This window comes from Klebsiella sp. CTHL.F3a (assembly GCF_019890895.1).
Taxonomy (GTDB): Bacteria; Pseudomonadota; Gammaproteobacteria; order Enterobacterales; family Enterobacteriaceae; genus Klebsiella; species Klebsiella grimontii.
The window spans coordinates 5267068-5290770 of sequence record NZ_CP082360.1 but is presented as its reverse complement, the minus strand read 5'-3'; the positions used below and the strand labels follow the sequence as shown (position 1 = coordinate 5290770).

Annotated in this window: 14 protein-coding genes, 1 tRNA gene and 3 rRNA genes; 7 read left to right on the top strand and 11 right to left on the bottom strand. The window is 54.0% G+C overall.

Translation table 11 applies throughout. The features are described from left to right. Positions 1-15: 15 nt before the first annotated feature. Both K7H21_RS24765 and K7H21_RS24760 read right to left on the bottom strand, forming a co-directional pair. Entirely contained in the window at positions 16-1359 is a 1344-nt protein-coding gene (locus K7H21_RS24765) for an OprD family outer membrane porin (protein WP_049113967.1), read from the bottom strand. A gap of 84 nt (positions 1360-1443) precedes the next feature. Beyond that, a complete protein-coding gene (locus K7H21_RS24760; protein ID WP_004128409.1) occupies positions 1444-2223 on the bottom strand; it encodes a histidine phosphatase family protein in 780 nt (259 codons plus the stop codon). A gap of 495 nt (positions 2224-2718) precedes the next feature. Between K7H21_RS24760 and surE the strand changes: the two genes are divergently transcribed. Continuing rightward, positions 2719-3594, top strand: a complete 876-nt coding sequence (gene surE / locus K7H21_RS24755) for a 5'/3'-nucleotidase SurE (RefSeq protein WP_223035912.1) — start codon at positions 2719-2721, stop codon at positions 3592-3594. A 68-nt stretch (positions 3595-3662) separates the two neighbouring features. Here the strand turns inward: surE and K7H21_RS24750 are convergent, their stop codons facing one another. After that, positions 3663-4787 (bottom strand): ribosomal protein uL16 3-hydroxylase, encoded by a 1125-nt coding sequence (locus K7H21_RS24750; RefSeq protein WP_004128415.1) that lies wholly within the window; start codon positions 4785-4787, stop codon positions 3663-3665. A 602-nt stretch (positions 4788-5389) separates the two neighbouring features. Here K7H21_RS24750 and K7H21_RS24745 point away from each other — a divergent pair. From K7H21_RS24745 to K7H21_RS24725, 5 genes are all read left to right on the top strand, one after another. Further along, positions 5390-6929: ribosomal RNA gene (locus K7H21_RS24745) — 16S ribosomal RNA — on the top strand. A gap of 87 nt (positions 6930-7016) precedes the next feature. Beyond that, a tRNA-Glu gene (locus K7H21_RS24740) sits at positions 7017-7091 on the top strand. Positions 7092-7281: 190 nt separating this feature from the next. After that, positions 7282-10187, top strand: a 23S ribosomal RNA gene (locus tag K7H21_RS24735). A 201-nt stretch (positions 10188-10388) separates the two neighbouring features. Beyond that, positions 10389-10504, top strand: a 5S ribosomal RNA gene (gene rrf / locus K7H21_RS24730). The 16S, 23S and 5S rRNA genes sit together here with 1 tRNA gene alongside, the layout of an rRNA operon. A gap of 859 nt (positions 10505-11363) precedes the next feature. Beyond that, positions 11364-11681, top strand: a complete 318-nt coding sequence (locus K7H21_RS24725) for a hypothetical protein (protein WP_004128418.1) — start codon at positions 11364-11366, stop codon at positions 11679-11681. A 40-nt stretch (positions 11682-11721) separates the two neighbouring features. Here the strand turns inward: K7H21_RS24725 and K7H21_RS24720 are convergent, their stop codons facing one another. Genes K7H21_RS24720 through K7H21_RS24710 form a run of 3 tightly spaced genes read right to left on the bottom strand, consistent with a single transcriptional unit; the run spans position 11722 to position 16639 of the window. Next, positions 11722-12846: an ABC transporter permease gene (locus K7H21_RS24720; RefSeq protein ID WP_142445101.1), complete on the bottom strand. Its 1125-nt coding sequence runs from the start codon at positions 12844-12846 to the stop codon at positions 11722-11724. Further along, a complete protein-coding gene (rbbA, locus tag K7H21_RS24715; protein ID WP_223035436.1) occupies positions 12846-15575 on the bottom strand; it encodes a ribosome-associated ATPase/putative transporter RbbA in 2730 nt (909 codons plus the stop codon). Before rbbA ends, K7H21_RS24720 begins: the two co-directional genes overlap by 1 nt. Next, the gene (locus K7H21_RS24710) at positions 15572-16639 is read right to left on the bottom strand and encodes an HlyD family secretion protein (RefSeq protein WP_223035435.1); all 1068 of its coding nucleotides are present in this window, start codon (positions 16637-16639) and stop codon (positions 15572-15574) included. The genes rbbA and K7H21_RS24710 overlap by 4 nt, the downstream gene beginning before the upstream one ends. A gap of 532 nt (positions 16640-17171) precedes the next feature. On the opposite strand from K7H21_RS24710, the gene K7H21_RS24705 reads away from it, so the two are divergent. Further along, positions 17172-18569, top strand: a complete 1398-nt coding sequence (locus K7H21_RS24705) for a GGDEF domain-containing protein (protein ID WP_004128440.1) — start codon at positions 17172-17174, stop codon at positions 18567-18569. 151 nt (positions 18570-18720) lie between these two features. Here K7H21_RS24705 and trpS read toward each other — a convergent pair whose 3' ends face one another. The 5 genes from trpS to K7H21_RS24680 all read right to left on the bottom strand — a co-directional run bounded on the left by trpS (position 18721) and on the right by K7H21_RS24680 (position 23702). After that, a complete protein-coding gene (trpS, locus tag K7H21_RS24700) occupies positions 18721-19728 on the bottom strand; it encodes a tryptophan--tRNA ligase (RefSeq protein ID WP_004128443.1) in 1008 nt (335 codons plus the stop codon). 206 nt (positions 19729-19934) lie between these two features. Next, positions 19935-21191 (bottom strand): tryptophan permease, encoded by a 1257-nt coding sequence (gene mtr / locus K7H21_RS24695; RefSeq protein ID WP_004098211.1) that lies wholly within the window; start codon positions 21189-21191, stop codon positions 19935-19937. Positions 21192-21524: 333 nt separating this feature from the next. Continuing rightward, on the bottom strand, positions 21525-22913 hold the full coding sequence (gene tnaA / locus K7H21_RS24690; RefSeq protein ID WP_004128455.1) for a tryptophanase: 1389 nt from the start codon (positions 22911-22913) through the stop codon (positions 21525-21527). Between the two features lie 122 nt (positions 22914-23035). Next, positions 23036-23131, bottom strand: a complete 96-nt coding sequence (gene tnaC / locus K7H21_RS24685; RefSeq protein ID WP_004098218.1) for a tryptophanase leader peptide — start codon at positions 23129-23131, stop codon at positions 23036-23038. A gap of 241 nt (positions 23132-23372) precedes the next feature. Next, positions 23373-23702, bottom strand: a complete 330-nt coding sequence (locus K7H21_RS24680) for a DMT family transporter (protein WP_004108688.1) — start codon at positions 23700-23702, stop codon at positions 23373-23375. Position 23703 lies beyond the last annotated feature (1 nt).

The window sequence follows — 23703 nt, the reverse complement described above, 5'->3', positions numbered from 1 at the left end:
GGCGGGGCGGGCGAATCAGAACAGGTTAAATTTATATTCGATAATCACTTCCGAAGAGAGCGAGTTGGCCCGGCTGTAATGGCCGTCGGTGAGCACCGGCGTTTTACCATTCATCTTATAGGACCAGCCCGGCCCGAACATCGCCCAGACGGTGAGATTTTTCAGCCTTGGGTGCGTCGGCACCCAGCGGCTGAAGGCGTTAATTTCCCCCGTACGGACGTGGTTGCCGCGGTAGTTAAACTGGGCGATGTTGCCGGCCAGACCGATAGCCAGCTCCGGCGTCAGGTTATAGTCCGACATATTGGAGAGAACCAGTTCACCGTCGCGCATATAGTCGTTGCCGGCATAGGCCATTGAGATAAAGGTCCCGCGCGAGTTTTTACTCATATGGCGCGGGTAGAAGCCCACTTCATTGGCCTTGTTCGCATCGGTATAGCCCAGACCCCACTTGGTGCTCCAGTTGTCCGCCTGCCACTTCACATCCATGGCGATGTGCCAGGCGTCGTCGTCAAAGTCACGCTTATTCGCCGGCATCGCTTTATACTCGTCCAGCGCGTGAGTGGCGTAGACCTGAGTACCGATGTTCAGCGCTTTTATCGGCTTAATATTGGTAAACAGAATATGGCGGCGCAGATAGTTATCGCTTTCACCATAGCCGTACTGCATGTTCAGGTGCTCGCTTTGCCACAGAATATCGCCGCTGGCGATATGGTTAATGTACTGTCCGCTGTTGGTCTGGAAGCGTTTCTTATCCGGCGAGTTACGATCCATCGCGCTTTCGATGTACGCGCCGCGCAGCGTGAAGGGGCCGTAGTTCACCGCGCCGGTCCAGCCCAAATAGGTGGTCGGGGAGAGGCGGGTCGAGTTGGAGATGACGCCAAAGTTTTTCATCGTCTGCCAGCCCCAGCGGGCGTTCAGATGAGTGTCCGCCAGGCGATACTGCAGCTTGACGTTGCGTTGACCAAATTTGGAAAAGCCTTCAGCGTTGCTCTTTTTATTCCCGCTGCCGTTGTTATAAAGCACGCCGCGGGAGTTAAAATAATCGCTGGCGCCGAGCTTTACCGCTCCGTAGTAAGTGGCATCAAAGCCAATAATATCGGCAAAATAGCCGGACTGATAATCGACGGCGACGCCCTGACCCCAGGCATTATGGACTTTCTTTGGCTCGGTCTCTTCTTCCTTAAGATATTTCCAGTAGTTTTTAAACGACAAATTCATATGGGACTGGCTAAATAATGGATCGTCGAGCACGGTATCGATATTATCGCGCTCCTTCAGGCTGTTAGTGGTCGAAGCTGACCAGGCGCTGGCGGGAATAGCCAGCAGCATAATGGCGACTGTTGTAGTATTGATTTTCATAATAAACCCCAGAGTAGGGACGCAGCGATCCAGGCGAGGTGTTTTCGCCTGAAGTCTGCCGTAATAAATAATTAAGCGTGGGTATTATTTTTTATCGAGAGCCTGTTTTCCGGCTTCAACATATTTCATGGTGCCAATTTCTGGAACGGTATATTTGCCGTCTTTATAAACAATTTTCACCACCGCGGCATTGGCAAGCGGCTTGTTTTTCGCGTTATCGTCGGTTAAATCGGAGATCATGATCTGCATTGCGGTACCGGATGAAATCGCCAGCACGTTTTTATCGCCCCGGGCCTGCGCGTTTTCAACGATAGTGTGCAGCGCTGCCTGGGTGCGGGTTTTTACCTGCTGATAGTTTTCCGCCATGCCCTTGGGATCGGCCGCTGCCAGCGCGTTCTGGTTGGTATCAACGGCCAGGGTGCCCGCTTTCATTTGGCTGAACAGCGCAGCGCCGTCTTTAAGCCCCAGCTGTCTGGCGCCGGCGTCGGCCATATCTTTGTTATAGCCGCCTTCAAAACCGCCGAAGAAGGCTTCTCGCAGGCCGCTTAACTCGGTAAGTTTGTAATTACTTACTCCGGCTTGCTTAAGGATCACCTGCATGGTTTCACGCTGACGTCCGGCATCGCTGGAATAGAAGCTATCAAACGGAATACCTTTAAGCCCCTCGCCGAGATAACGAGCGACGCGAATGCCGTCTTCGGTAAGCGGTGAGTCCGCCCAACCCTGCACCCGGTCAAACGTATTCAGCAGCGTTTTACCGTGACGGGCGAAATAGATATTCACGCCGTCATCGTTTTTAACTTCCGCCGCAGAGCAGGTTGCCGCACCTGCCGCCATCATTAATGCTATTAGCCACTTCTTCATATAACGCTCCACCTGAATGGTCTTTTTATAAGCAAAAAAAAACCTACGTCAGATATTCGACGCGAAGCATAAATAAGGTTATGTTCGCTCGAACGTCTATGACGTAGGTTTCGCCTGTTCTAAACAGTAACAATCCAACATGGGCGACGTTAGCACTAATTATGAAAAAAGACACCCTCTATTTATTATTAATGTCAATAAATGTGATCGTCTTCATGGAGGTAATTTTGCTGATTGAGTTGTATCTTAAGTTTAATTTTCAGATTAATTGGCGGTTTTCGGCTTGAATAATTTTAGAGGATTGATCTCCATCACAGAATAATGATGTCTGGGCTGGACTCTTTTACGCTCTGGCGTTATTTTCGCAACACTCTGGGATTGTTACTGACCACAGGCAAAACCTAAGACTCCTGTCCGCCAATGAGGCGTGCGGCAGGAGTCTTAGGTTTTTTTTTGCGCCTAAGAAATACCTCTGCTACCCAACAAGGAGTGATGATGAGAACGAAAATCCTGACTGCCGCCATTCTGGCGTTATCTGCCGCTGGCGTACAGGCTGCTGAAAAACCGCTGAAAATACTGCTGGTTAACGATGATGGCTGCCAGTCGGTGGGGACCACTTCGCTACAGGAAAAACTGGCGGCCAAAGGGTATGACGTCTGGATGGTGGCACCGGCAACGAATCAGAGCGGTATCGGATCGGCAATTACTTTTAAGACGGGTAAAGTTTTTGATGTCAAAAAAGCCGCTGACAAACGCTATTGCTTCCCCGGAACCCCCGCCGATGCGCTGGATTTTGGCCTGTGGGGCGTCCTGAAAGACGCGCCGCCGGATCTGGTGATTTCGGGTGTTAACGATGGCCCCAATACCGGTATGGCGCAGGTTAACTCCGGCACCGTGAGCGCCGCGGCCCGCGCCGTACGCTACGGTTTCCCGGCGATTGCCGCCAGCATTGGCTACCGATTCACGGAAGAAGAGATGAAGAACAAATGGCCGAGCACGCATAAGTACTGGCCTGATTCGGTGGATTATGTCGTCTCGCTGGTGGATAAACTTAACGCCGCGCATAAACCGGGAAGCCCGATTATGCCGAAGGGGGTCGGGTTGAGCATTAACTATCCGCCGCTAGCGTCGGCTGAAATTAAGGGCGTTCATTATATTGAGAATGAACAATTTCCTGTGCCGCAGATTGGTTATGAACTTCTGGCGGACGGGACCGCCAAACAGACGATGAATCCGGAGGCGATGAAACCGGCGGAAGGGGATAATGACTCGGGCTGGCTCAACAAAGGATATATTACTTACACCCTGTTTGATGGTTCATGGAACGCGCCGCACTACCAGCCGCAGTTTGAGGCGCTGCTCGGTAAATGATGCTGTAGCGATAGTAAAGAAGAAGGCGCGGGCTCCGCGCCTTCTTTATATGAACCGATGATGAAGTGCTATTCGTCGAAGAACCAGTAGCCCTGGTTAATCAAACGGGTCAGATCGGCGATAAACGCCGGATTGCGCAGCGCTGCCTCGCCTAGCTCCTCTTTACCCAGCAGGGTATAGCGGCACAGCGCATCCAGAGCCGCGGGGTCGGTTGGCTCCAGCTGTTCGCTATTCACAAAGAAGCTGTCGCCGATGTGCAGTACGCGCAGGCCGCTCAGGCGGGTCAGCATTTCACCGCCCATCAGCGCGTCGACAATCTCCTCTTCTTCAAAAGGCGGTTCAGCGGGCGCAATATCCAGCTCGTGGCGCGGCGTGGTGGCAAAGCGCCCAAACCAGCGGCGGAAATCTTCTGGCTGGCTAATCATCTCGATCATCATGCCGCGCAGGCGTTCCAGTTCGTACTCTTCTACCCGTCCCGGGTGTTCGCGACAGGTTAAATCCGGATCGCTGTAGTGCTCGCCGCCGAGATCGTTTTCCAGCGCGTAATCGGCAAAGCTGCTGATCAAATCGCGGCCGTTTGGCCCGCGGAAGCCGACGGAGTAATTCAGCGCCGTTTCGTGAGTGATCCCGTCATGCGGGAATCCCGGTGGAATATAGAGGATGTCGCCAGGTTCCAGATCCTCATCAATAATGGGCGGGAACGGGTCGACGTGCAGCAGCGCGGGATGCGGGCAGAACTGACGCATCGGTAGCTTATCGCCCACGCGCCAGCGGCGGCTGCCCATGCCCTGAATAATAAAGACGTCGTACTGGTCGATATGCGGGCCCACGCCGCCGCCCGGTACGGAAAAGGAGATCATCAGATCGTCCAAACGCCAGTCCGGCAGCACGCGGAAGGGGCGCACCAGTTCAGCTGCGGGCATATGCCAGTGGTTTACCGCCTGAGCCAGTAGCGACCAGCCGGTTTCGCCCAGGCCATCAAAATGTTCAAACGGCCCGTTGCTGGCCTGCCATTGACCGTTCTTGAGGCTCACCAGTCGACTATCGACTTCCGGTTCCATGGCCAGCCCGGCCAGCTCATCCGGCGTAATCGGATCGACGAAATTCGCGAAAGCCTTCTTTAATACGACTGGCTGCTTTTGCCAGTACTTTTCTAAAAACTCGGGCCAGTTAATGTTGAGTTGATAAGCCATAGGTTCATACCAATAAGAAGAAACGGGCCTGATTATAGAAATAGGCACCCTCAAGCCGCTTTGTCATGGGTCAAGGCTGGTGCTTAATTCATCATCTGAAGTCACGACGCGGTAAGAGAGGGGGAAACGTAAAGCGGATAACGTTGATTTTTGCAAAATGTCGCTTTTGCCTGAATTCGCTACAGCCCGCGTGGCGTCTGGCTTTTCCTCATTTTTTCTGGCGTGGATGGGGCGTGGGAAGTTTAAATTATGAGCGTTTGATAAGTTTTTTGTATTTTAAGGGTTGCTATATCCCGGCAGCTCCCTATAATGCGCTCCCACTGACACGGCAGATGTGAATCACTTCACAAACAACCCGGTCGGTTGAAGAGAAAAAATCCTGAAATAACGGGTTGACTCTGAAAGAGGAAAGCGTAATATACGCCACCTCGCAACGGTGAGCGAAAGCCGCGTTGCACTGCTCTTTAACAATTTATCAGACAATCTGTGTGGGCACTCAAAGTGACATGGATTCTTAACGTCCTCGGACGAAAAATGAATACCAAGTCTCTGAGTGAACATACGTAATTCATTACGAAGTTTAATTCACGAGCATCAAACTTAAATTGAAGAGTTTGATCATGGCTCAGATTGAACGCTGGCGGCAGGCCTAACACATGCAAGTCGAACGGTAGCACAGAGAGCTTGCTCTCGGGTGACGAGTGGCGGACGGGTGAGTAATGTCTGGGAAACTGCCTGATGGAGGGGGATAACTACTGGAAACGGTAGCTAATACCGCATAACGTCGCAAGACCAAAGAGGGGGACCTTCGGGCCTCTTGCCATCAGATGTGCCCAGATGGGATTAGCTAGTAGGTGGGGTAACGGCTCACCTAGGCGACGATCCCTAGCTGGTCTGAGAGGATGACCAGCCACACTGGAACTGAGACACGGTCCAGACTCCTACGGGAGGCAGCAGTGGGGAATATTGCACAATGGGCGCAAGCCTGATGCAGCCATGCCGCGTGTATGAAGAAGGCCTTCGGGTTGTAAAGTACTTTCAGCGGGGAGGAAGGCGATAAGGTTAATAACCTTGTCGATTGACGTTACCCGCAGAAGAAGCACCGGCTAACTCCGTGCCAGCAGCCGCGGTAATACGGAGGGTGCAAGCGTTAATCGGAATTACTGGGCGTAAAGCGCACGCAGGCGGTCTGTCAAGTCGGATGTGAAATCCCCGGGCTCAACCTGGGAACTGCATTCGAAACTGGCAGGCTGGAGTCTTGTAGAGGGGGGTAGAATTCCAGGTGTAGCGGTGAAATGCGTAGAGATCTGGAGGAATACCGGTGGCGAAGGCGGCCCCCTGGACAAAGACTGACGCTCAGGTGCGAAAGCGTGGGGAGCAAACAGGATTAGATACCCTGGTAGTCCACGCTGTAAACGATGTCGACTTGGAGGTTGTTCCCTTGAGGAGTGGCTTCCGGAGCTAACGCGTTAAGTCGACCGCCTGGGGAGTACGGCCGCAAGGTTAAAACTCAAATGAATTGACGGGGGCCCGCACAAGCGGTGGAGCATGTGGTTTAATTCGATGCAACGCGAAGAACCTTACCTACTCTTGACATCCAGAGAACTTAGCAGAGATGCTTTGGTGCCTTCGGGAACTCTGAGACAGGTGCTGCATGGCTGTCGTCAGCTCGTGTTGTGAAATGTTGGGTTAAGTCCCGCAACGAGCGCAACCCTTATCCTTTGTTGCCAGCGATTCGGTCGGGAACTCAAAGGAGACTGCCAGTGATAAACTGGAGGAAGGTGGGGATGACGTCAAGTCATCATGGCCCTTACGAGTAGGGCTACACACGTGCTACAATGGCATATACAAAGAGAAGCGACCTCGCGAGAGCAAGCGGACCTCATAAAGTATGTCGTAGTCCGGATTGGAGTCTGCAACTCGACTCCATGAAGTCGGAATCGCTAGTAATCGTGGATCAGAATGCCACGGTGAATACGTTCCCGGGCCTTGTACACACCGCCCGTCACACCATGGGAGTGGGTTGCAAAAGAAGTAGGTAGCTTAACCTTCGGGAGGGCGCTTACCACTTTGTGATTCATGACTGGGGTGAAGTCGTAACAAGGTAACCGTAGGGGAACCTGCGGTTGGATCACCTCCTTACCTTAAAGAACCTGCCTTTGTAGTGCTCACACAGATTGTCTGATAGATGTAAAGAAGCAAGACGGCTGCGAAGTCGTGACACCTCGTGTCCCCTTCGTCTAGCGGTTAGGACTCCGCCCTTTCACGGCGGCAACAGGGGTTCGAATCCCCTAGGGGACGCCACTTGCTGGCTGTGAGTGAAAGGCACAACCAACCGATATCTCAAAACTCATCTTCGGGTGACGTTTGAGATATTTGCTCTTTAAAAATCTGGATCAAGCTGAAAATTGAAACGACACACATGTTATGTGTGTTCGAGTCTCTCAAATTTTCGCGACACGATGATGTTTTACGAAACATCTTCGGGTTGTGAGGTTAAGCGACTAAGCGTACACGGTGGATGCCCTGGCAGTCAGAGGCGATGAAGGACGTGCTAATCTGCGAAAAGCGTCGGTAAGGTGATATGAACCGTTACAGCCGGCGATGTCCGAATGGGGAAACCCAGTGCAATTCGTTGCACTATCGTTTGATGAATACATAGTCAAACGAGGCGAACCGGGGGAACTGAAACATCTAAGTACCCCGAGGAAAAGAAATCAACCGAGATTCCCCCAGTAGCGGCGAGCGAACGGGGAGCAGCCCGGAGTCTGAATCAGCTTGTGTGTTAGTGGAAGCGTCTGGAAAGTCGCAGGGTACAGGGTGATACTCCCGTACACTAAAACACACAGGCTGTGAACTCGAAGAGTAGGGCGGGACACGTGGTATCCTGTCTGAATATGGGGGGACCATCCTCCAAGGCTAAATACTCCTGACTGACCGATAGTGAACCAGTACCGTGAGGGAAAGGCGAAAAGAACCCCGGCGAGGGGAGTGAAAAAGAACCTGAAACCGTGTACGTACAAGCAGTAGGAGCCCACTTGTTGGGTGACTGCGTACCTTTTGTATAATGGGTCAGCGACTTATATTCTGTAGCAAGGTTAACCGTATAGGGGAGCCGCAGGGAAACCGAGTCTTAACTGGGCGTTAAGTTGCAGGGTATAGACCCGAAACCCGGTGATCTAGCCATGGGCAGGTTGAAGGTTGGGTAACACTAACTGGAGGACCGAACCGACTAATGTTGAAAAATTAGCGGATGACTTGTGGCTGGGGGTGAAAGGCCAATCAAACCGGGAGATAGCTGGTTCTCCCCGAAAGCTATTTAGGTAGCGCCTCGTGAATTCATCTTCGGGGGTAGAGCACTGTTTCGGCTAGGGGGTCATCCCGACTTACCAACCCGATGCAAACTACGAATACCGAAGAATGTTATCACGGGAGACACACGGCGGGTGCTAACGTCCGTCGTGAAGAGGGAAACAACCCAGACCGCCAGCTAAGGTCCCAAAGTCATGGTTAAGTGGGAAACGATGTGGGAAGGCCCAGACAGCCAGGATGTTGGCTTAGAAGCAGCCATCATTTAAAGAAAGCGTAATAGCTCACTGGTCGAGTCGGCCTGCGCGGAAGATGTAACGGGGCTAAACCATGCACCGAAGCTGCGGCAGCGACACTATGTGTTGTTGGGTAGGGGAGCGTTCTGTAAGCCGTTGAAGGTGGCCTGTGAAGGTTGCTGGAGGTATCAGAAGTGCGAATGCTGACATAAGTAACGATAATGCGGGTGAAAAACCCGCACGCCGGAAGACCAAGGGTTCCTGTCCAACGTTAATCGGGGCAGGGTGAGTCGACCCCTAAGGCGAGGCCGAAAGGCGTAGTCGATGGGAAACAGGTTAATATTCCTGTACTTGGTGTTACTGCGAAGGGGGGACGGAGAAGGCTATGTTGGCCGGGCGACGGTTGTCCCGGTTTAAGCGTGTAGGTGTGTGTTCCAGGTAAATCCGGTTCACTTTAACACTGAGGCGTGATGACGAGGCACTACGGTGCTGAAGTGACAAATGCCCTGCTTCCAGGAAAAGCCTCTAAGCATCAGGTAACATCAAATCGTACCCCAAACCGACACAGGTGGTCAGGTAGAGAATACCAAGGCGCTTGAGAGAACTCGGGTGAAGGAACTAGGCAAAATGGTGCCGTAACTTCGGGAGAAGGCACGCTGATATGTAGGTGAAGTGGTTTACCCATGGAGCTGAAATCAGTCGAAGATACCAGCTGGCTGCAACTGTTTATTAAAAACACAGCACTGTGCAAACACGAAAGTGGACGTATACGGTGTGACGCCTGCCCGGTGCCGGAAGGTTAATTGATGGGGTTATCCGTAAGGAGAAGCTCTTGATCGAAGCCCCGGTAAACGGCGGCCGTAACTATAACGGTCCTAAGGTAGCGAAATTCCTTGTCGGGTAAGTTCCGACCTGCACGAATGGCGTAATGATGGCCAGGCTGTCTCCACCCGAGACTCAGTGAAATTGAACTCGCTGTGAAGATGCAGTGTACCCGCGGCAAGACGGAAAGACCCCGTGAACCTTTACTATAGCTTGACACTGAACACTGGTCCTTGATGTGTAGGATAGGTGGGAGGCTTTGAAGCGTGGACGCCAGTCTGCGTGGAGCCATCCTTGAAATACCACCCTTTAATGGCTGGTGTTCTAACGTGGGCCCCTAATCGGGGTTGCGGACAGTGTCTGGTGGGTAGTTTGACTGGGGCGGTCTCCTCCTAAAGAGTAACGGAGGAGCACGAAGGTCAGCTAATCCTGGTCGGACATCAGGAGGTTAGTGCAATGGCATAAGCTGGCTTGACTGCGAGCGTGACGGCGCGAGCAGGTGCGAAAGCAGGTCATAGTGATCCGGTGGTTCTGAATGGAAGGGCCATCGCTCAACGGATAAAAGGTACTCCGGGGATAACAGGCTGATACCGCCCAAGAGTTCATATCGACGGCGGTGTTTGGCACCTCGATGTCGGCTCATCACATCCTGGGGCTGAAGTAGGTCCCAAGGGTATGGCTGTTCGCCATTTAAAGTGGTACGCGAGCTGGGTTTAGAACGTCGTGAGACAGTTCGGTCCCTATCTGCCGTGGGCGCTGGAGAATTGAGGGGGGCTGCTCCTAGTACGAGAGGACCGGAGTGGACGCATCACTGGTGTTCGGGTTGTCATGCCAATGGCATTGCCCGGTAGCTAAATGCGGAAGAGATAAGTGCTGAAAGCATCTAAGTACGAAACTTGCCCCGAGATGAGTTCTCCCTGACCCTTTAAGGGTCCTGAAGGAACGTTGAAGACGACGACGTTGATAGGCCGGGTGTGTAAGCGCAGCGATGCGTTGAGCTAACCGGTACTAATGAACCGTGAGGCTTAACCTTACAACGCCGAAGATGTTTTGGCGGATTTGAGAAGACAACAATTTCAGCATTGATTCAGAGTTGAGTACGCAATAATTTGCGCAGCAGCAAGGCGACAAGCGAAGGAAAGGAAGGAGCATACAGAAGTATGTGACTGAGTTTGCGAGCGCGGGCAACGCGGCAGATGCGATAAAGAATTGCGTACTGAGCACAAAGAATTTGCCTGGCGGCGATAGCGCGGTGGTCCCACCTGACCCCATGCCGAACTCAGAAGTGAAACGCCGTAGCGCCGATGGTAGTGTGGGGTCTCCCCATGTGAGAGTAGGGAACTGCCAGGCATCAAACAGGTGAAGAGCCCATCCTGACGGATGGGCTTTTTGCGTTTTTATGGCCTGAGAACTAACGCCAGAGTTGTATCACGTTACCGACAGCATTCATGTTTTCCAGCCTGAAGCCTGTCATACGCCCTCCCTCCGGTTAAAGCGTCGCTAACGCATGAAAGTGACGCAGCGGGCTGTTCCTTTAGTTTACCTTATAGGATGAGTTCGGCCGTTTCAGCAGCTGATACAGCAATACCTAACATTACTGAACGTGTCAGCCGAACGGCTATTGTGATGAGGTATCCGCCGTATTAAAACAATATTGATTTATATCGCAATGAAATTGAAGAGGTTTTCCTGTCTGATCTGGACTTGGAACAAGAACGCTGAATATTGAGGCGAGTCGTTAGAGGAAATGATTATCAGCTGCGGTGAAGGAGAAAATAGTGCCCTTTTAAGCCTGTTTTTTTATTGAGAAATAACCTGCAAAGGATTTATTTTCTCAATAAAATAACCTTATGAAGGAGGTGTTTCTTAGGATGTATGTTTTATATGAAAATAAAAATATATATAAACTCGTCTCTTAATATTTAATGTGAATTATATTAAGAATATTTCCGGTCTAATTCTTAAGTTACTCTAATGTAATCAGGTTAACAAATAGATACGAAACCCCCTTATCATGCCGGGAAGCAGGCATAACAGCTGGACTTTTTCTGCGAAATGACTTAGTGTCCTTAACACTTTGTTAACTCGATCTGGTTTAAGTTAATTCAAATTTGCTACAAACATAGGGTGCATTGCCTGTATGGAAGCTAACCCGGTAACGTCTTTTGACGAATAGTGCATGTTACCGGCTGGCAATATGAGAATATAAATGAAATTTCTGATTAACTGGCCTCCTCTGCGCCAACCAATAAATTATATCCGGGAGCGTTTTACCTTTCTGGTCTTGCTCTGCTGGCCGGCGATCATCTGGCTGGTATGTCGGGCGCTTGTCTGGTTAACAGATGGGCTGATGGTTCTGCTCGGAAAGCCTACCGAACACTCCTTTACCGTCTATCTTCAGCCACTTATGACGCTAAGCGCGCTACTGAGAATTTCCGTCAGCTGGGTGCTGCTGCTGTTTATCCTGTTCAGCATGGCGATGGGGTTCACCTGGGCTCTGCGGCGCTTTATGAATCGAAATAAATAACGCCGATGCTGCGACCACAGGGAGCGGCACCGGCATTGACTCAGGCCATCTCACCGATCGTTTTACGAAAACGCAGTAGCGCGACAGTAAAAAACACCCCACCGATAGCCAGCAGCGTCAGAAACTGCGGCCAGACGATCGAGAAATCCGCGCCGCGATAAAGAATGGCCTGCGCCAGACTGACAAAGTGGGTTGTCGGCATGGTGAGCATAATATCCTGTACAGCCTGCGGCATACTTTCCCGTGGCGTCGAGCCGCCGGAAAGCATCTGCAGCGGCAACAGCACCAGAATCATCAGCAGCCCCAGCTGCGGCATGGAACGCGCCACCGTACCCATAAAAATGCCGATCGAGGTGGTGGCAAACAGGCTCAGGGCCACCCCAAGCATAAAGAGCGGTATCGAGCCCTCTATCGGTACTTGCAATACACCCTGAACCATCAAGATCAGGGAGAGTCCGGAAACCACCAGCACCACCAGCCCCATTGACCATATCTTCGCCATCATGATCTCAAACGGCGTGACCGGCATAACCAGCAGGTGCTCTATGGTGCCATGTTCCCGCTCACGTATCAGCGCCGAACCGGTCAGCACGATCGCCAGCATGGTGATATTATTGATAATTGCCATGACGGCGCCAAAACGCTCCTGTTCCAGGTTCGGGTTAAAACGCATTCTGACGGCCAGCTCAACCGGCAGCGTGCCGTTGTCCCGGTAGCGGGCGACAAAGCTGTTCACCTCGCCGGTGACGATATTCTGGATATAGCTATTGCCGGTAAACGCCTGGCTCATTCGCGTCGCGTCGACGTTAACCTGCAGCTCGGGCTGGCGTCCGGCCAGAACGTCGTGCTGGAAACCCGGCGGAATATTGATGGCGAAAGTATAGCGTCCCGCATCCAGCCCGGCATCCATCTCATCAGCGGTGATCAGCGCCGGCGGCAAAAACCAGGGCCGGTAAAACCCATTGATAATGCGCGATGAGAGCTGCGACTTATCCATGTCGGCAATAGCGATGGGCGCCAGATGCAGCGAACCCGGCATGACGGTCGCGGAGGAGTACACCGAGACGGTAAAAGCAAAGACAATTAACGTCAGCATCGCTTTATCGCCCAGCAGGCTGCGTAGCTCTTTCATCCCCAAATTATAAATATTGCGTAATCCGCGCATTATCCCTCCTGTTTTTTCAACAGCCACACGCTCAGGCCCAGCACCAGCGGAACTGCGATAAGCAGCGGAATAAAGGATCCCCACAAATCCGTCAGATTCAGCGCTTTGGAGAACGTTCCGCGCGCGATGGTCAGAAAGTGGCTGGTTGGATAAATCTGGCCAATCCAGCGGCCGGGCCCTTCCAGCGAGGCAACGGGATCGATCATTCCCGAGAACTGCGTCGCCGGGATAAGCGTAATGATCGCGGTGCCGAAAATCGCCGCAATCTGGCTTTTCATAAAGGTGGAGATCAGCAGGCCAAGCCCGGTGGCGATAGTGACGTAGAGCAGCGCGGCGAGGGTGAGCGTCAGAAAACTCCCTTTGTGCGGTACGCCAAAAACAAAGACCGACAGCGCGCAGAGCAGGAAGAAGTTGAACATCCCCAGCACGATATACGGCACCTGTTTACCCAGCAGAAATTCGCTGCGGGTGGTTGGCGTCACGTACAAATTGATAATTGAGCCGAGCTCTTTCTCGCGGACCACGCTAAGCGCGCTGAGCATCGCCGGGATCATCATCAACAGCAGCGGAATTACCGCCGGGACGATTGCCGGCAGGCTCTTCACATCCGGGTTATAGCGGTAGCGGGTCTCGATGGAAATCAGTGATGTATCGCGATTGGGGCTGGCCTGGCGACCGGCCATCTCCTGCAGCCAGGCCAGATGCATGGCCTGCACGTAGCCGCGCACCGTTTCCGCGCGGTTCGGCATCGCGCCGTCCACCCATACGCCAATTTGCACCGGCGTTCCCCTGGCGATATCACGGCCAAAATTAGGCGGAATTTCGATAGCCACCGCCAGCTCGCCGTTACGCATTCTTCTGTCCAGTTCGCTATAGCTTTGCAGCGGCGGTTGTTCGATGAAGTAGCGCGAACCGGCGATATTTTGCGACCAGGCCTGGCTGCTGACGGTCTGGTCGCGGTCGAGCACCGCAAACCGCAGATCTTCGACGTCCATACTGATCCCGTAGCCCATGATAAACATCAGGATCACGGTGCCGAGCAGGGCCAGGGTCGATCGCACCGGATCGCGGCGCAGCTCAAGCGCTTCGCGGCGACTGTAGCTAAACAGGCGCTGCAGGCTAAACCCCTGGCGCGGCGCCACGCTTTCGGCTTTGTGTTCTATCGCGGGAACCGGTGCAGCCTGCGCATCAGGCGGCTGGGCGGTATCCGCTGCTTCCTGTAGCCAGGCAATAAACGCCTCTTCAAGGTTGGCCGATCCGCGCTGTTCGACCAGCGCCTGCGGCGTATCGCTGGCCAGCACTTTTCCGGCATGCATCAGCGAAATGCGATCGCAACGCTCCGCTTCATTCATAAAATGGGTGGAGATAAAAATCGTCACCCGGTCCTGACGGGCTATATCGACCATTAGCTGCCAGAACATATCCCGGGCCACCGGATCGACGCCGGAGGTGGGTTCATCAAGGATTAACATTTCCGGGCGGTGGATCACCGCGACCGCCAGCGAGAGCCGCTGGCGGATACCTAGCGGCAGCGAAGCGGGCAGGGTGTCCTCAACCTCTTCCAGCATAAAGCGCTGGCTCATTTCGGCGATCCGTCCGGGGATCTCCGCATCCGGTATATGGAACAGGCGGGCATGCAGTTCGAGGTTTTGCCGCACGGTCAGTTCGCTATAGAGGGAAAAGGCCTGCGACATATAGCCGACGCGGCGGCGGGTTTCGATGTCCCTGGGGTCGACCGGTTGGCCAAACAGCCACGCCTCGCCTTCGCTGGCCGGTAGCAACCCGGTCAGCATTTTCATGGTCGTTGATTTGCCGCAGCCGTTAGAGCCGAGGAAGCCGAAAATCTCGCCGCGGGCGATACGAAAGTTCACGTGGTCAACGGCGACAAAATTACCGAAGCGCATGGTGAGCCCGCGCGCTTCAATCGCAATTTCGCTTTCATCGGCCTGGCGCGGCGGGATGATCACCTCTTTATGCGCCAGGCGCTGAGCTTCGGGTAGCAGGGCGATAAATGCCTGCTCCAGCGTCTGACTCGCCGTGTGCGCTTTAAGCTCATCGGCGCTGCCGGTCGCCAGAACTTCCCCCGCGTTCATGGCTACCAGCCAGTCAAAGCGCTCCGCCTCCTCCATGTAAGCGGTGGCGACCAGGACGCTCATCTCCGGCTGACGCTGGCGGATGTTGTCGATCAGATCCCAAAACTGCGCCCGCGAGAGGGGATCGACGCCGGTGGTGGGTTCATCGAGTATCAGCAGCTGCGGGTCGTGAATAAGCGCGCAGCACAGGCCGAGCTTTTGTTTCATCCCCCCGGAGAGTTTTCCTGCCGGACGATCGCGAAACGGCGCCAGGCCGGTACTCTGGAGCAGCTCATTGATGCGGATGTCGCGTTCGGCTTTATCATGGCCGAACAGACGGGCGAAGAAATCGACGTTTTCATAGACCGACAGAGTGTGGTAGAGGTTCTTCCCCAGCCCCTGGGGCATCCAGGCGATTTTCGGGCAGACATCCTGGCGATGGCGCACATCGCTCATATCGCCGCCGAGCACCATGACGTTACCGCGCTCAATCACGCGCGCGCCGGAAATCAGCGAGAGCAGGCTGGACTTGCCCACGCCATCGGGCCCGATCAGCCCTACCATACGGCGGGCGGGAATGCTCAGCGTAATGTCCTTCAGCGCGACGGTTGCGCCAAAACGCTGGCTAACGTTTTCCAGGCGGGCGACGGTTTTCATTGCGGTAGCCTCACCGTCAGCGCTTCAGGCCACGCCAGCTGGTTATCCAGACGAACCCAGGCTATCCCGGGCAGGCCGGTCTTCACATACTCCAGATGCTCCGCCAGCAGCGCCGGCGGAATGCGGGCTTTCACGCGGAACATCAGTTTCAGCCTTTCGTCGCTGGTTTCCACCGTTTTAGGCGTAAACTGCGCCACGCTGGCGACAAAACTGATATTGGCGGGGATCACCAGATTCGGCGCGGCATCAAGGATAATTCGCGCTTCGCTGCCCAGCGCCAGCAGACCTGCCTGCTCGGTAGGCAGGAAGAAGGTCATATAGACATCGGATAAGTCGACCATATTCAGCACCCGGCCGCCCGCCGCCAGCACCTCTCCCGGTTCGGCGACGCGGTACTGAATGCGGCCATCGCGCGGGGCTTTCAGCTCGCTATCGTCGATATCGGCGATAATCCGCCGTTCGGTCGCCTGGGCGGCCTCGACCCGGGTTTGCGCCTGAATGATGCTGGTTCGCGCCGCCTCAATTGCGGCCCTGGCGGCAGAGACCTGCGCTTTGGCGGATTCCAGCGCCGCTCTGGCGCTTTCTGCCGCCGCCTGGTCGTCATCCAGCTGCTGCGCGGAGACCGCGCCGCGCTGCGAGAGCGTGCTGGAGCGGACGTGTCGTTTAGCCGAGGAGTTCAGCTCCGCCTGCCGCTGCTTCACTACCGCTTCTGTAGCGCGCATTTCGCTTTGGCGCTGGTCGAGCAGGGCTTTCGCGGCGGCAATCGCGCTCTCTGCTTCCTTGATTTGCGCGGCGGCTTCCAGCCGTTGTTCGTTGAGCACGCGGGTATCCATGCGGGCCAGAACGTCACCCTGGTGAACAAACTGCCCCTCCTTGACCAGTATCGTCTCGATACGCCCGGCGGTTTTGGTGGCGATATCGACTTCCGTAGCTTCAATTCTGCCGTTACTGCTGGCAAAGCCCGCCGGAATTCCCGGCGGGCGCAGCATCCACCATGCCGCTGCGGCAATCACCACCAGTAAACCAATAACGTATCCAACCCAACGTCGTTTGATTTTGTCCATATGCGACTCGCTTTGTTCCATAGGCTGAGTGGTGCGCGCTTCTCCTCCGCGTGGCGAAGTATCGTCTCTTCAGGAAAGGGAGGAATGGGGGGGCAAGGCCAACCGGCGCGTGAATCCTGCTGCGCGGCGAACCGGTCGGAAAGAGGTGCGATTAATGTGGTCATCATCAGCAATCCTCGCCTTAAATGAAACACGCATATTTATTGCTACCGTCAATGCAATACTAACACCCGCACTAATTATGTCCATATGGAAAACATGGACTTGTCGCAGGGTTAACATAAAAACAGCCGCGAACCGATATGCCAATATTACCCATAATACTATTTGGGTTTAATGCTTCGGGCACTCGCTCGTACAATCTCATAGTGCTTCATTAAATCATCATACTTATAAGCTATCGCACAACGCTAATAACCTGAGGATATTATTGGTAGGGAACTGGCGCATTTTTAATCTGGTTGCTCCAGGAGAACTGTTGTATGATCTCCGGCCCTGAAAATACACTCACGCCAGGCGAGCGCTTTATTCAATGAAAGATGAAAGCCAAAAATATATCTCAATTATTTTTAAGGAATGGTTGCCGCTGTACGACAGCCTGACGCCGGAGGTGAAGGCGGTACTTAAAAATATCGCCGGGCAGCAGGCGGAGGCGTTAGCGACCCGTTTCTATGACTTTATTTTTCAGGACCCGGATATCGCCAGGCATCTTACCTATGATTTAGTCCAGGAGCGGCTCAGTAGCTCGCTGGCCGGGTGGGTGAAAGATATCCTGATGTGTGAGAAAGAGAATTTGCAGGCGCTGGCGGAGCGGCAGTACCTGATCGGCAGCATCCATTCGCGTATCGGTATCCCGGCAGAGGCCGTGCTTCGCGGCGCGCGCCAGCTAAAAGCCGGGCTGATTGAAAATATCCGCGATAGTCACCTCGATCGCGAAACCAGCGTCGCCGCCATCTACTACGCCATCATGGCCATTAACATGGCGGTAGAGATGATGTGTCATGCCTATACTTTGTCGCACTATCGGGCGACAAAAAATGAAGAAGCCTACCGCCTGTATAGCCTGATGGATAACGTTCCGCTGGAATATGGCAAGCAGCAGGCCTCGCTCTCCGGTTGGGAAAATACCGCTATTTTTAATATCGTTAGCGATAATAAGACAGATATTAACGGCGCGTTATTATCTGATTCGGAATTTGGTCTGTGGTTCCGCCATAAATGCGTGCGTTATTTTAACAAAAATCCGCAAATGGAGGAGATCGCCGATTTAATTAGCAAGGTGGATGCGCTGTTATCCGCCTGGAAATCCTCCTCTGACGGTTCTGAGTATAAAAATACGCAGGCTCTGCTGCAGGGGATTCATATCCATTGCCAGCAGATCGGCAGCCAGCTGGGGGTACTCTTTAGCAGCCTGTCGCAGATGCAAAGCGGTAAGGATTCGCTGACCAGCCTGCTGAACCGTCGCTATCTGCCGGTTGTCCTCAAGCATGAAGTGACGCTGGCGATGGAGTATGAGCTGCCGATGACGGTGGCGATTATCGATATCGACCACTTTAAAGAGATCAATGATAGCTGGGGTCATATGGTCGGTGATCGGGCCATCAAGCATGTTGCGGAGTTGCTCAGCGATAACATTCGTTCCAGCGATTATATCTTCCGCTACGGCGGCGAGGAGTTTCTGCTGGTGCTGGTGGAGACCGGCGCCGCGGAAGCCTTTACGATCCTTGAACGGCTGCGTAAAAAAATCAGCCAACTGGCGTTTAGCGTTGGCGCTGACAATGAGATTTCGATTACCGCCAGCATCGGCTACGCCGTCCACACCGGTCATCCGGATTACAATCTGCTGCTGCGCGATGCCGACAGCGCGCTGTACGTCGCCAAGCGCGATGGGCGCAACTGCGTGAAGATGCATGAAAGCGACGGAAATTAAGCTGTCGGCCCATCCCGGAGGCGGCGCGCTGCGCCTGTCCGGGATACCGGATCGCAGACGGCTGTGAACATGTAGCCCGGGCAAGGCGCGCCAAGCGCCGCCCCCGGGAGAGATGTGGCAGCGGATTTCAATGCGGCGAGATCTCTGCGCCTCAAAACAGCACCGGCAGCCCCAGGCCACGCTTCACTTCATGCAGCGTCCGTTGTGTCAGTTCGTGCGCTCGCTCGCTTCCCCGGCGCAGCAGCGTCAGCAGCATGCCTTTATCCTGAATATAGGTCGCCCGGCGTTCGCGTATTGGCGCCAGCAGCTCCTGTAAGCAGGTCTCCAGCGCGTTTTTACACTGCCTGTCTCCCAGTCCTCCGCGCCGATAGTGGGCTTTCATATCGGCAACGAAAGCCTTATCAGCATGAAAGGCGTCGAGATAAGTGAAGACCACGTTGCCTTCTACCTGACCCGGGTCGGCGACCCGTAGGTGATTCGGGTCGGTATACATGGCGCTGACCGCACGATGGATCTCCTCTTCACTGGCCGAAAGGGTGAGGGTGTTCCCCAGCGATTTCGACATTTTGGCATTGCCATCGATGCCCGGCAGGCGGCTGACGTCGCTGAGCAGCGCTTTGCAGTGCTGTAAGATCGGCGTCGTGGTCAGGCTATTCATTTTGTGCACGATCTCATTGGTTTGTTCAATCATCGGTAGCTGATCGTCGCCGACCGGCACCAGTTCGGCCTTAAAGGCGGTGATATCGGCGGCCTGGCTAATGGGATAGGCTAAAAATCCCACCGGCAGCGAGCGGGAAAACCCCTTCTGGGCGATTTCATTTTTTACCGTCGGATTACGTTCAACCCGGGCGACGGTGACAATATTCATATACAGCGCGCTGAGTTCGGCCAGCGCCGGCAGGGCGGATTGCAGGCAAATGGTGGTCTTCTGCGGATCGATGCCGACGGCGAGATAATCAGCCATCACCTCAAGGATATTGCTGCTGATTTTTTGCGGGTTGCTGCCGTTGTCGGTCAGACCCTGGAGATCCGCGACGAGGATAAACTGCTGGTGGTCGTGCTGGAGCAGCACGCGCTGGCGCAGGGAACCGACGTAGTGGCCGAGGTGCAGCTGGCCGGTAGGACGGTCGCCGGTCAGGATCGTTTGGCTGGTGTTCATGAGTGACTCCTTAGGATGCTATCAGGCCGAAGGGCGACACTCAGAAACAACAAAGCCGCCTTCCGGCGGCTTTGAATAGAGGAAACGTCAAATCTTGCCGCCTGTTATGCAGGCAGCCACCAACGGCGGAGGTGAGAGATGACAACGTTTCTGTTCATCTTTTTATCCTGCCACGAAAAGCCGCGGCAGTAAAAGCCCTTTTTCATTCAGCGATAAACCGGCAGCAGGTTAAAGCTGGATAAAATATGAATTATTGCGTTGGCGCCGCCGAAGCACAAAATCAGGATAATCATGGCATTGCCGCCCCAGACCCGATAGTTCGGGCTGCCGAAACGCCTGCGCGAGGCGCGCGCCAGCAGGGCGGGGACGATAGCGGCCCAGACGGTGGCGGCGAGACCGGCGAAACCAATGGCGTAGATAAAACCGTTAGGCCACAGCAGCCCGCCGGCGATCGGCGGCAGAAAGGTCACCAGCGCGGTTTTAAACCGCCCCAGCCGGCTATCGTCAAACTTAAACAGATCCGCCAGATAATCAAACAGGCCGAGCGTGACGCCCAGGAACGAGCTGGCGACGGCGAAGTTGGAAAAGACCGTCAGCAGTAAGTCCAGGGTCGAACTGTTCAGCAGGCCGCTTAAGGTCTGTACCAGCACGTCGATATTGCCGCCTTTTTCGGCGATAGCAATAAACGCCGGGCGCGGGATATTACCCATGGTGCCGACCAGCCAGATGATATACAGCACCAGCGCCATCAGCGTGCCAAGCAGCAGGCAGCGACGAATGATTAGCGGATCTTTACCGTAATACTTCATCAGGCTGGGGACGTTGCCGTGATAGCCAAAGGAGGCCAGGCAGAACGGCAGTGTCATCAGCACGTAGGGCAGATAGGACGCATTGACCTCCGCGCGGTTAAACAGAATCGCGGGCTCCACGTGCCACATCAGGCCGCCGAAGGTCATAAAGAAGGTAAGGATTTTGGCGCCCAGCACGATAGTCGTCATCCGGCTTACCGCTTTCGTACTCAGCCAGACGATAAAGGCGACCACCAGCGCGAACGCCAGTCCGCCCAGGCGTGCGGGAACCGCGAGGTTCATCTGCGCAAAAGTATGCTGAATAACAGAACCGCTGGCGGAAATATAGGCGTAGGTCAGGATATATAAAACAAAGGCGACGGTCAGGCCGTTAATAATATTCCAGCCGTTTCCGAGTAAATCCTTGGTAATCGTGTCGAAGCTGGCGCCAATATGATAATTGAGATTGGCTTCGAGGATCATTAACCCGGAATGCAGCATGCAAAACCAGGTAAAAATGAGCGCCAACAGCGACCAGAAAAACCAGGCACCGGACATCACCACCGGTAAAGAAAACATGCCGGCGCCAATAATCGTGCCGCCGATAATCATCGCTCCGCCAATCAGCGATGGCGTATTTGTTGAGACCGCTTTTGAGACTGATAGTGTAGCCATAAGGTGCATTCCTCACGTGGCTATAATTATTATACCCGTCATACTTCAAGTTGCAGATGTGTTGGCTGCGTTCACTCACCCCAGTCACTTACCTCAGTAAGCTCCTGGGGATTAATGAGAGGCTCCTGCCCCTCACCGGAGGCCAGCCTTCGGCTGGTCAAATTCGTTCCCGACGAATTTGTCCCTCTCTTGCCGCCTTTCTGCAACTCGAATTATTTAGGGTACAGATAACGGCTGCGGGCAAACGGCTACCCGGCGCAACCCGAATGATTGAGCTTAAAGAGATGGATTTAAATTAATGGCGCTCCCGTTGCGAGAGCGCCAGGACGTTATTTATTTCACCGGTTTCAGTCTGGCGACAAAGTGGCGCAGTACCGGCGGCTCATAGGTAAAGGTCAGACCCTTAATCGTGGCGGCGCGCGCCTTAACGGCGATCAGCGCATCAGCGATATAGTCCATATGATCGTTGGTATAAACCCGGCGCGGAATGGTCAGGCGCAGCAGCTCCATCGGCGACGCCTTCTGTTTGCCCGTTTGCGGGTCGCGTCCCAGCAGCAGGGAGCCGATTTCCACGCTGCGGATGCCCGCTTCCAGATACAGTTCGTTGTTTAGCGCGTGCGCCGGGAACTGCTCCGGTGGGATATGCGGCAGCAGCAGCTTAGCATCGACGAACACCGCATGGCCGCCGGTCGGATACTGAATCGGAATGCCGCCTTCGCGCAGGCGTTCGCCGAGGTATTCCACCTGATTGATGCGATAAGCGAGGTAATCCTCGTTGGTCCCTTCTTCCAGGCCGATAGCCAACGCCTCCATATCGCGCCCCGCCAGGCCGCCGTAGGTGACAAAGCCCTCCATCGGCACGCAGCGGATGCGCACTTCGTTGAAGAGATCTTCGTCATCGCGGAAGCAGCAGAGTCCGCCGATATTCACCATCGGGTCTTTCTTGGCGGACATGGTCAGCATATCGCCGTACTGGTACATCTCAAGAATAATCTCTTTCACCGATTTATCGGCGTAGCCCTCTTCGCGCTGTTTAATAAACCAGGCGTTTTCGCAGAAGCGGGCGGAGTCGATCACCACCGGAATATTATTCTGGCGGGCAATCTGATACACCTCGCGCATATTCGCCAGCGATACCGGTTGGCCGCCGGAGCTGTTACAGGTGACGGTGGTAATAATCGCCGCCACGTTTTCCGCGCCGTGTTCGGCGATGGTCGCTTTGAGCAAATCAATATCAAAGTTGCCTTTCCAGTCGTACCACGAGGTAGTGTCGAAGGCTTTCGGCGTCACCACGTTAATGGCTTTCGCGCCGTTGAGCTCCACGTGCGCGGCGGTGGTATCGAAGTGGAAGTTGGAAATAAACACCGGATGCGCCGACTTGCGGCGAGCAATCAGGCTCGGGAACAGAATTTGCTCCGCGCCGCGCCCCTGATGGGTGGGAATGGTATACGGATAGCCGATAATCTCTTTGACCTTTTCGCACAGATGCTGATAGTTACGCGACCCGGCGTAGGCTTCGTCGCCCATCATCAGCCCGGCCCACTGATGGTCGCTCATCGCGCCGGTGCCGGAGTCGGTCAGCAGGTCGATATACACGTCCTGGCTGTTGAGCAAAAACGGGTTATAGCCCGCCTCTTCCAGCGCTTTGACGCGATCGTCAAAGGTAGTCATACGAATGTTTTCGACCATTTTAATGCGGAACGGCTCAGGAATACGTTTCATTTATTTTCTCCATGGGAATGCTGTGCCGCGTTTGGCTATTTGGCGACAAATAACAGACGCAACAAATAGCGACTAAACGCAGTGCTGAATTAATTTTTTAGGGAATGAACAGCAGCGGAGAATTAACGAGGGAAGTCGTTGGAGATGCGGTGATCTAAATTATACCAGTCGTCCAGGCCGCCCTGGGCAATGAGGCGATAAATCGATTTTTGCGTCATGACATCGTCCTCTGTGGGTGAAGGGATGCCATAAAAATAAGGTAAAATGAGAAAATAACCACGATTAAAATCACAAAAAATTATTTATCGATAAGCGGAGTATAAAAATTTGACGCTCGTCGTCTTTTTAGCGTTATTGATTAGCAGGCGATGGTTTTTTGTTTTTTTATTACGCCAATAACGGCTTATTGAGTGAGGTTATTAGCGCCTTCACCGCAATCAATGAAGGCGCAGGCGGGACTTACATGCTGGAGAAGACGTTCATAATGATGCCGCCGGAGATGATCAGCACCATGGCGAGAATGGCCGGGATATCCGGTTTTTGCTTATAAAGGATCATTGAGCAAATCGTGACGCCGACGATGCCAAAACCGCACCACAGCGAGTAGGCGACGCCGACCGGAATAGTGCTCATCGCGCGGGTGAGGGCGAAGTAGCACAGGCCGTAGGCGCAGACCACCAGCACCGACGGCGCCAGCTTGCTGAAGCCGTTGGTCTTTTTGATCATCGATGTGCCGGTGATTTCGGAGCCGATAGACAGCGCCAGCCATAAAAATCCGAGGTTAAACATA

Bases quoted from the DNA above. Each gene is read 5' to 3' on its own strand.
- trpS (WP_004128443.1), bottom strand. From the start codon at position 19,728: ATGAACACCAGCCAAACGATCCTGACCGGCGACCGTCCTACCGGCCAG.
- K7H21_RS24705 (WP_004128440.1), top strand. From the start codon at position 17,172: ATGAAAGATGAAAGCCAAAAATATATCTCAATTATTTTTAAGGAATGG.
- K7H21_RS24725 (WP_004128418.1), top strand. From the start codon at position 11,364: ATGAAATTTCTGATTAACTGGCCTCCTCTGCGCCAACCAATAAATTAT.
- K7H21_RS24720 (WP_142445101.1), bottom strand. From the start codon at position 12,846: ATGCGCGGATTACGCAATATTTATAATTTGGGGATGAAAGAGCTACGC.
- K7H21_RS24680 (WP_004108688.1), bottom strand. From the start codon at position 23,702: ATGTTTAACCTCGGATTTTTATGGCTGGCGCTGTCTATCGGCTCCGAA.
- tnaC (WP_004098218.1), bottom strand. From the start codon at position 23,131: ATGACGCAAAAATCGATTTATCGCCTCATTGCCCAGGGCGGCCTGGAC.
- mtr (WP_004098211.1), bottom strand. From the start codon at position 21,191: ATGGCTACACTATCAGTCTCAAAAGCGGTCTCAACAAATACGCCATCG.
- K7H21_RS24710 (WP_223035435.1), bottom strand. From the start codon at position 16,639: ATGGACAAAATCAAACGACGTTGGGTTGGATACGTTATTGGTTTACTG.
- K7H21_RS24760 (WP_004128409.1), bottom strand. From the start codon at position 2,223: ATGAAGAAGTGGCTAATAGCATTAATGATGGCGGCAGGTGCGGCAACC.
- rbbA (WP_223035436.1), bottom strand. From the start codon at position 15,575: ATGAAAACCGTCGCCCGCCTGGAAAACGTTAGCCAGCGTTTTGGCGCA.
- tnaA (WP_004128455.1), bottom strand. From the start codon at position 22,913: ATGAAACGTATTCCTGAGCCGTTCCGCATTAAAATGGTCGAAAACATT.
- surE (WP_223035912.1), top strand. From the start codon at position 2,719: ATGAGAACGAAAATCCTGACTGCCGCCATTCTGGCGTTATCTGCCGCT.
- K7H21_RS24750 (WP_004128415.1), bottom strand. From the start codon at position 4,787: ATGGCTTATCAACTCAACATTAACTGGCCCGAGTTTTTAGAAAAGTAC.
- K7H21_RS24765 (WP_049113967.1), bottom strand. From the start codon at position 1,359: ATGAAAATCAATACTACAACAGTCGCCATTATGCTGCTGGCTATTCCC.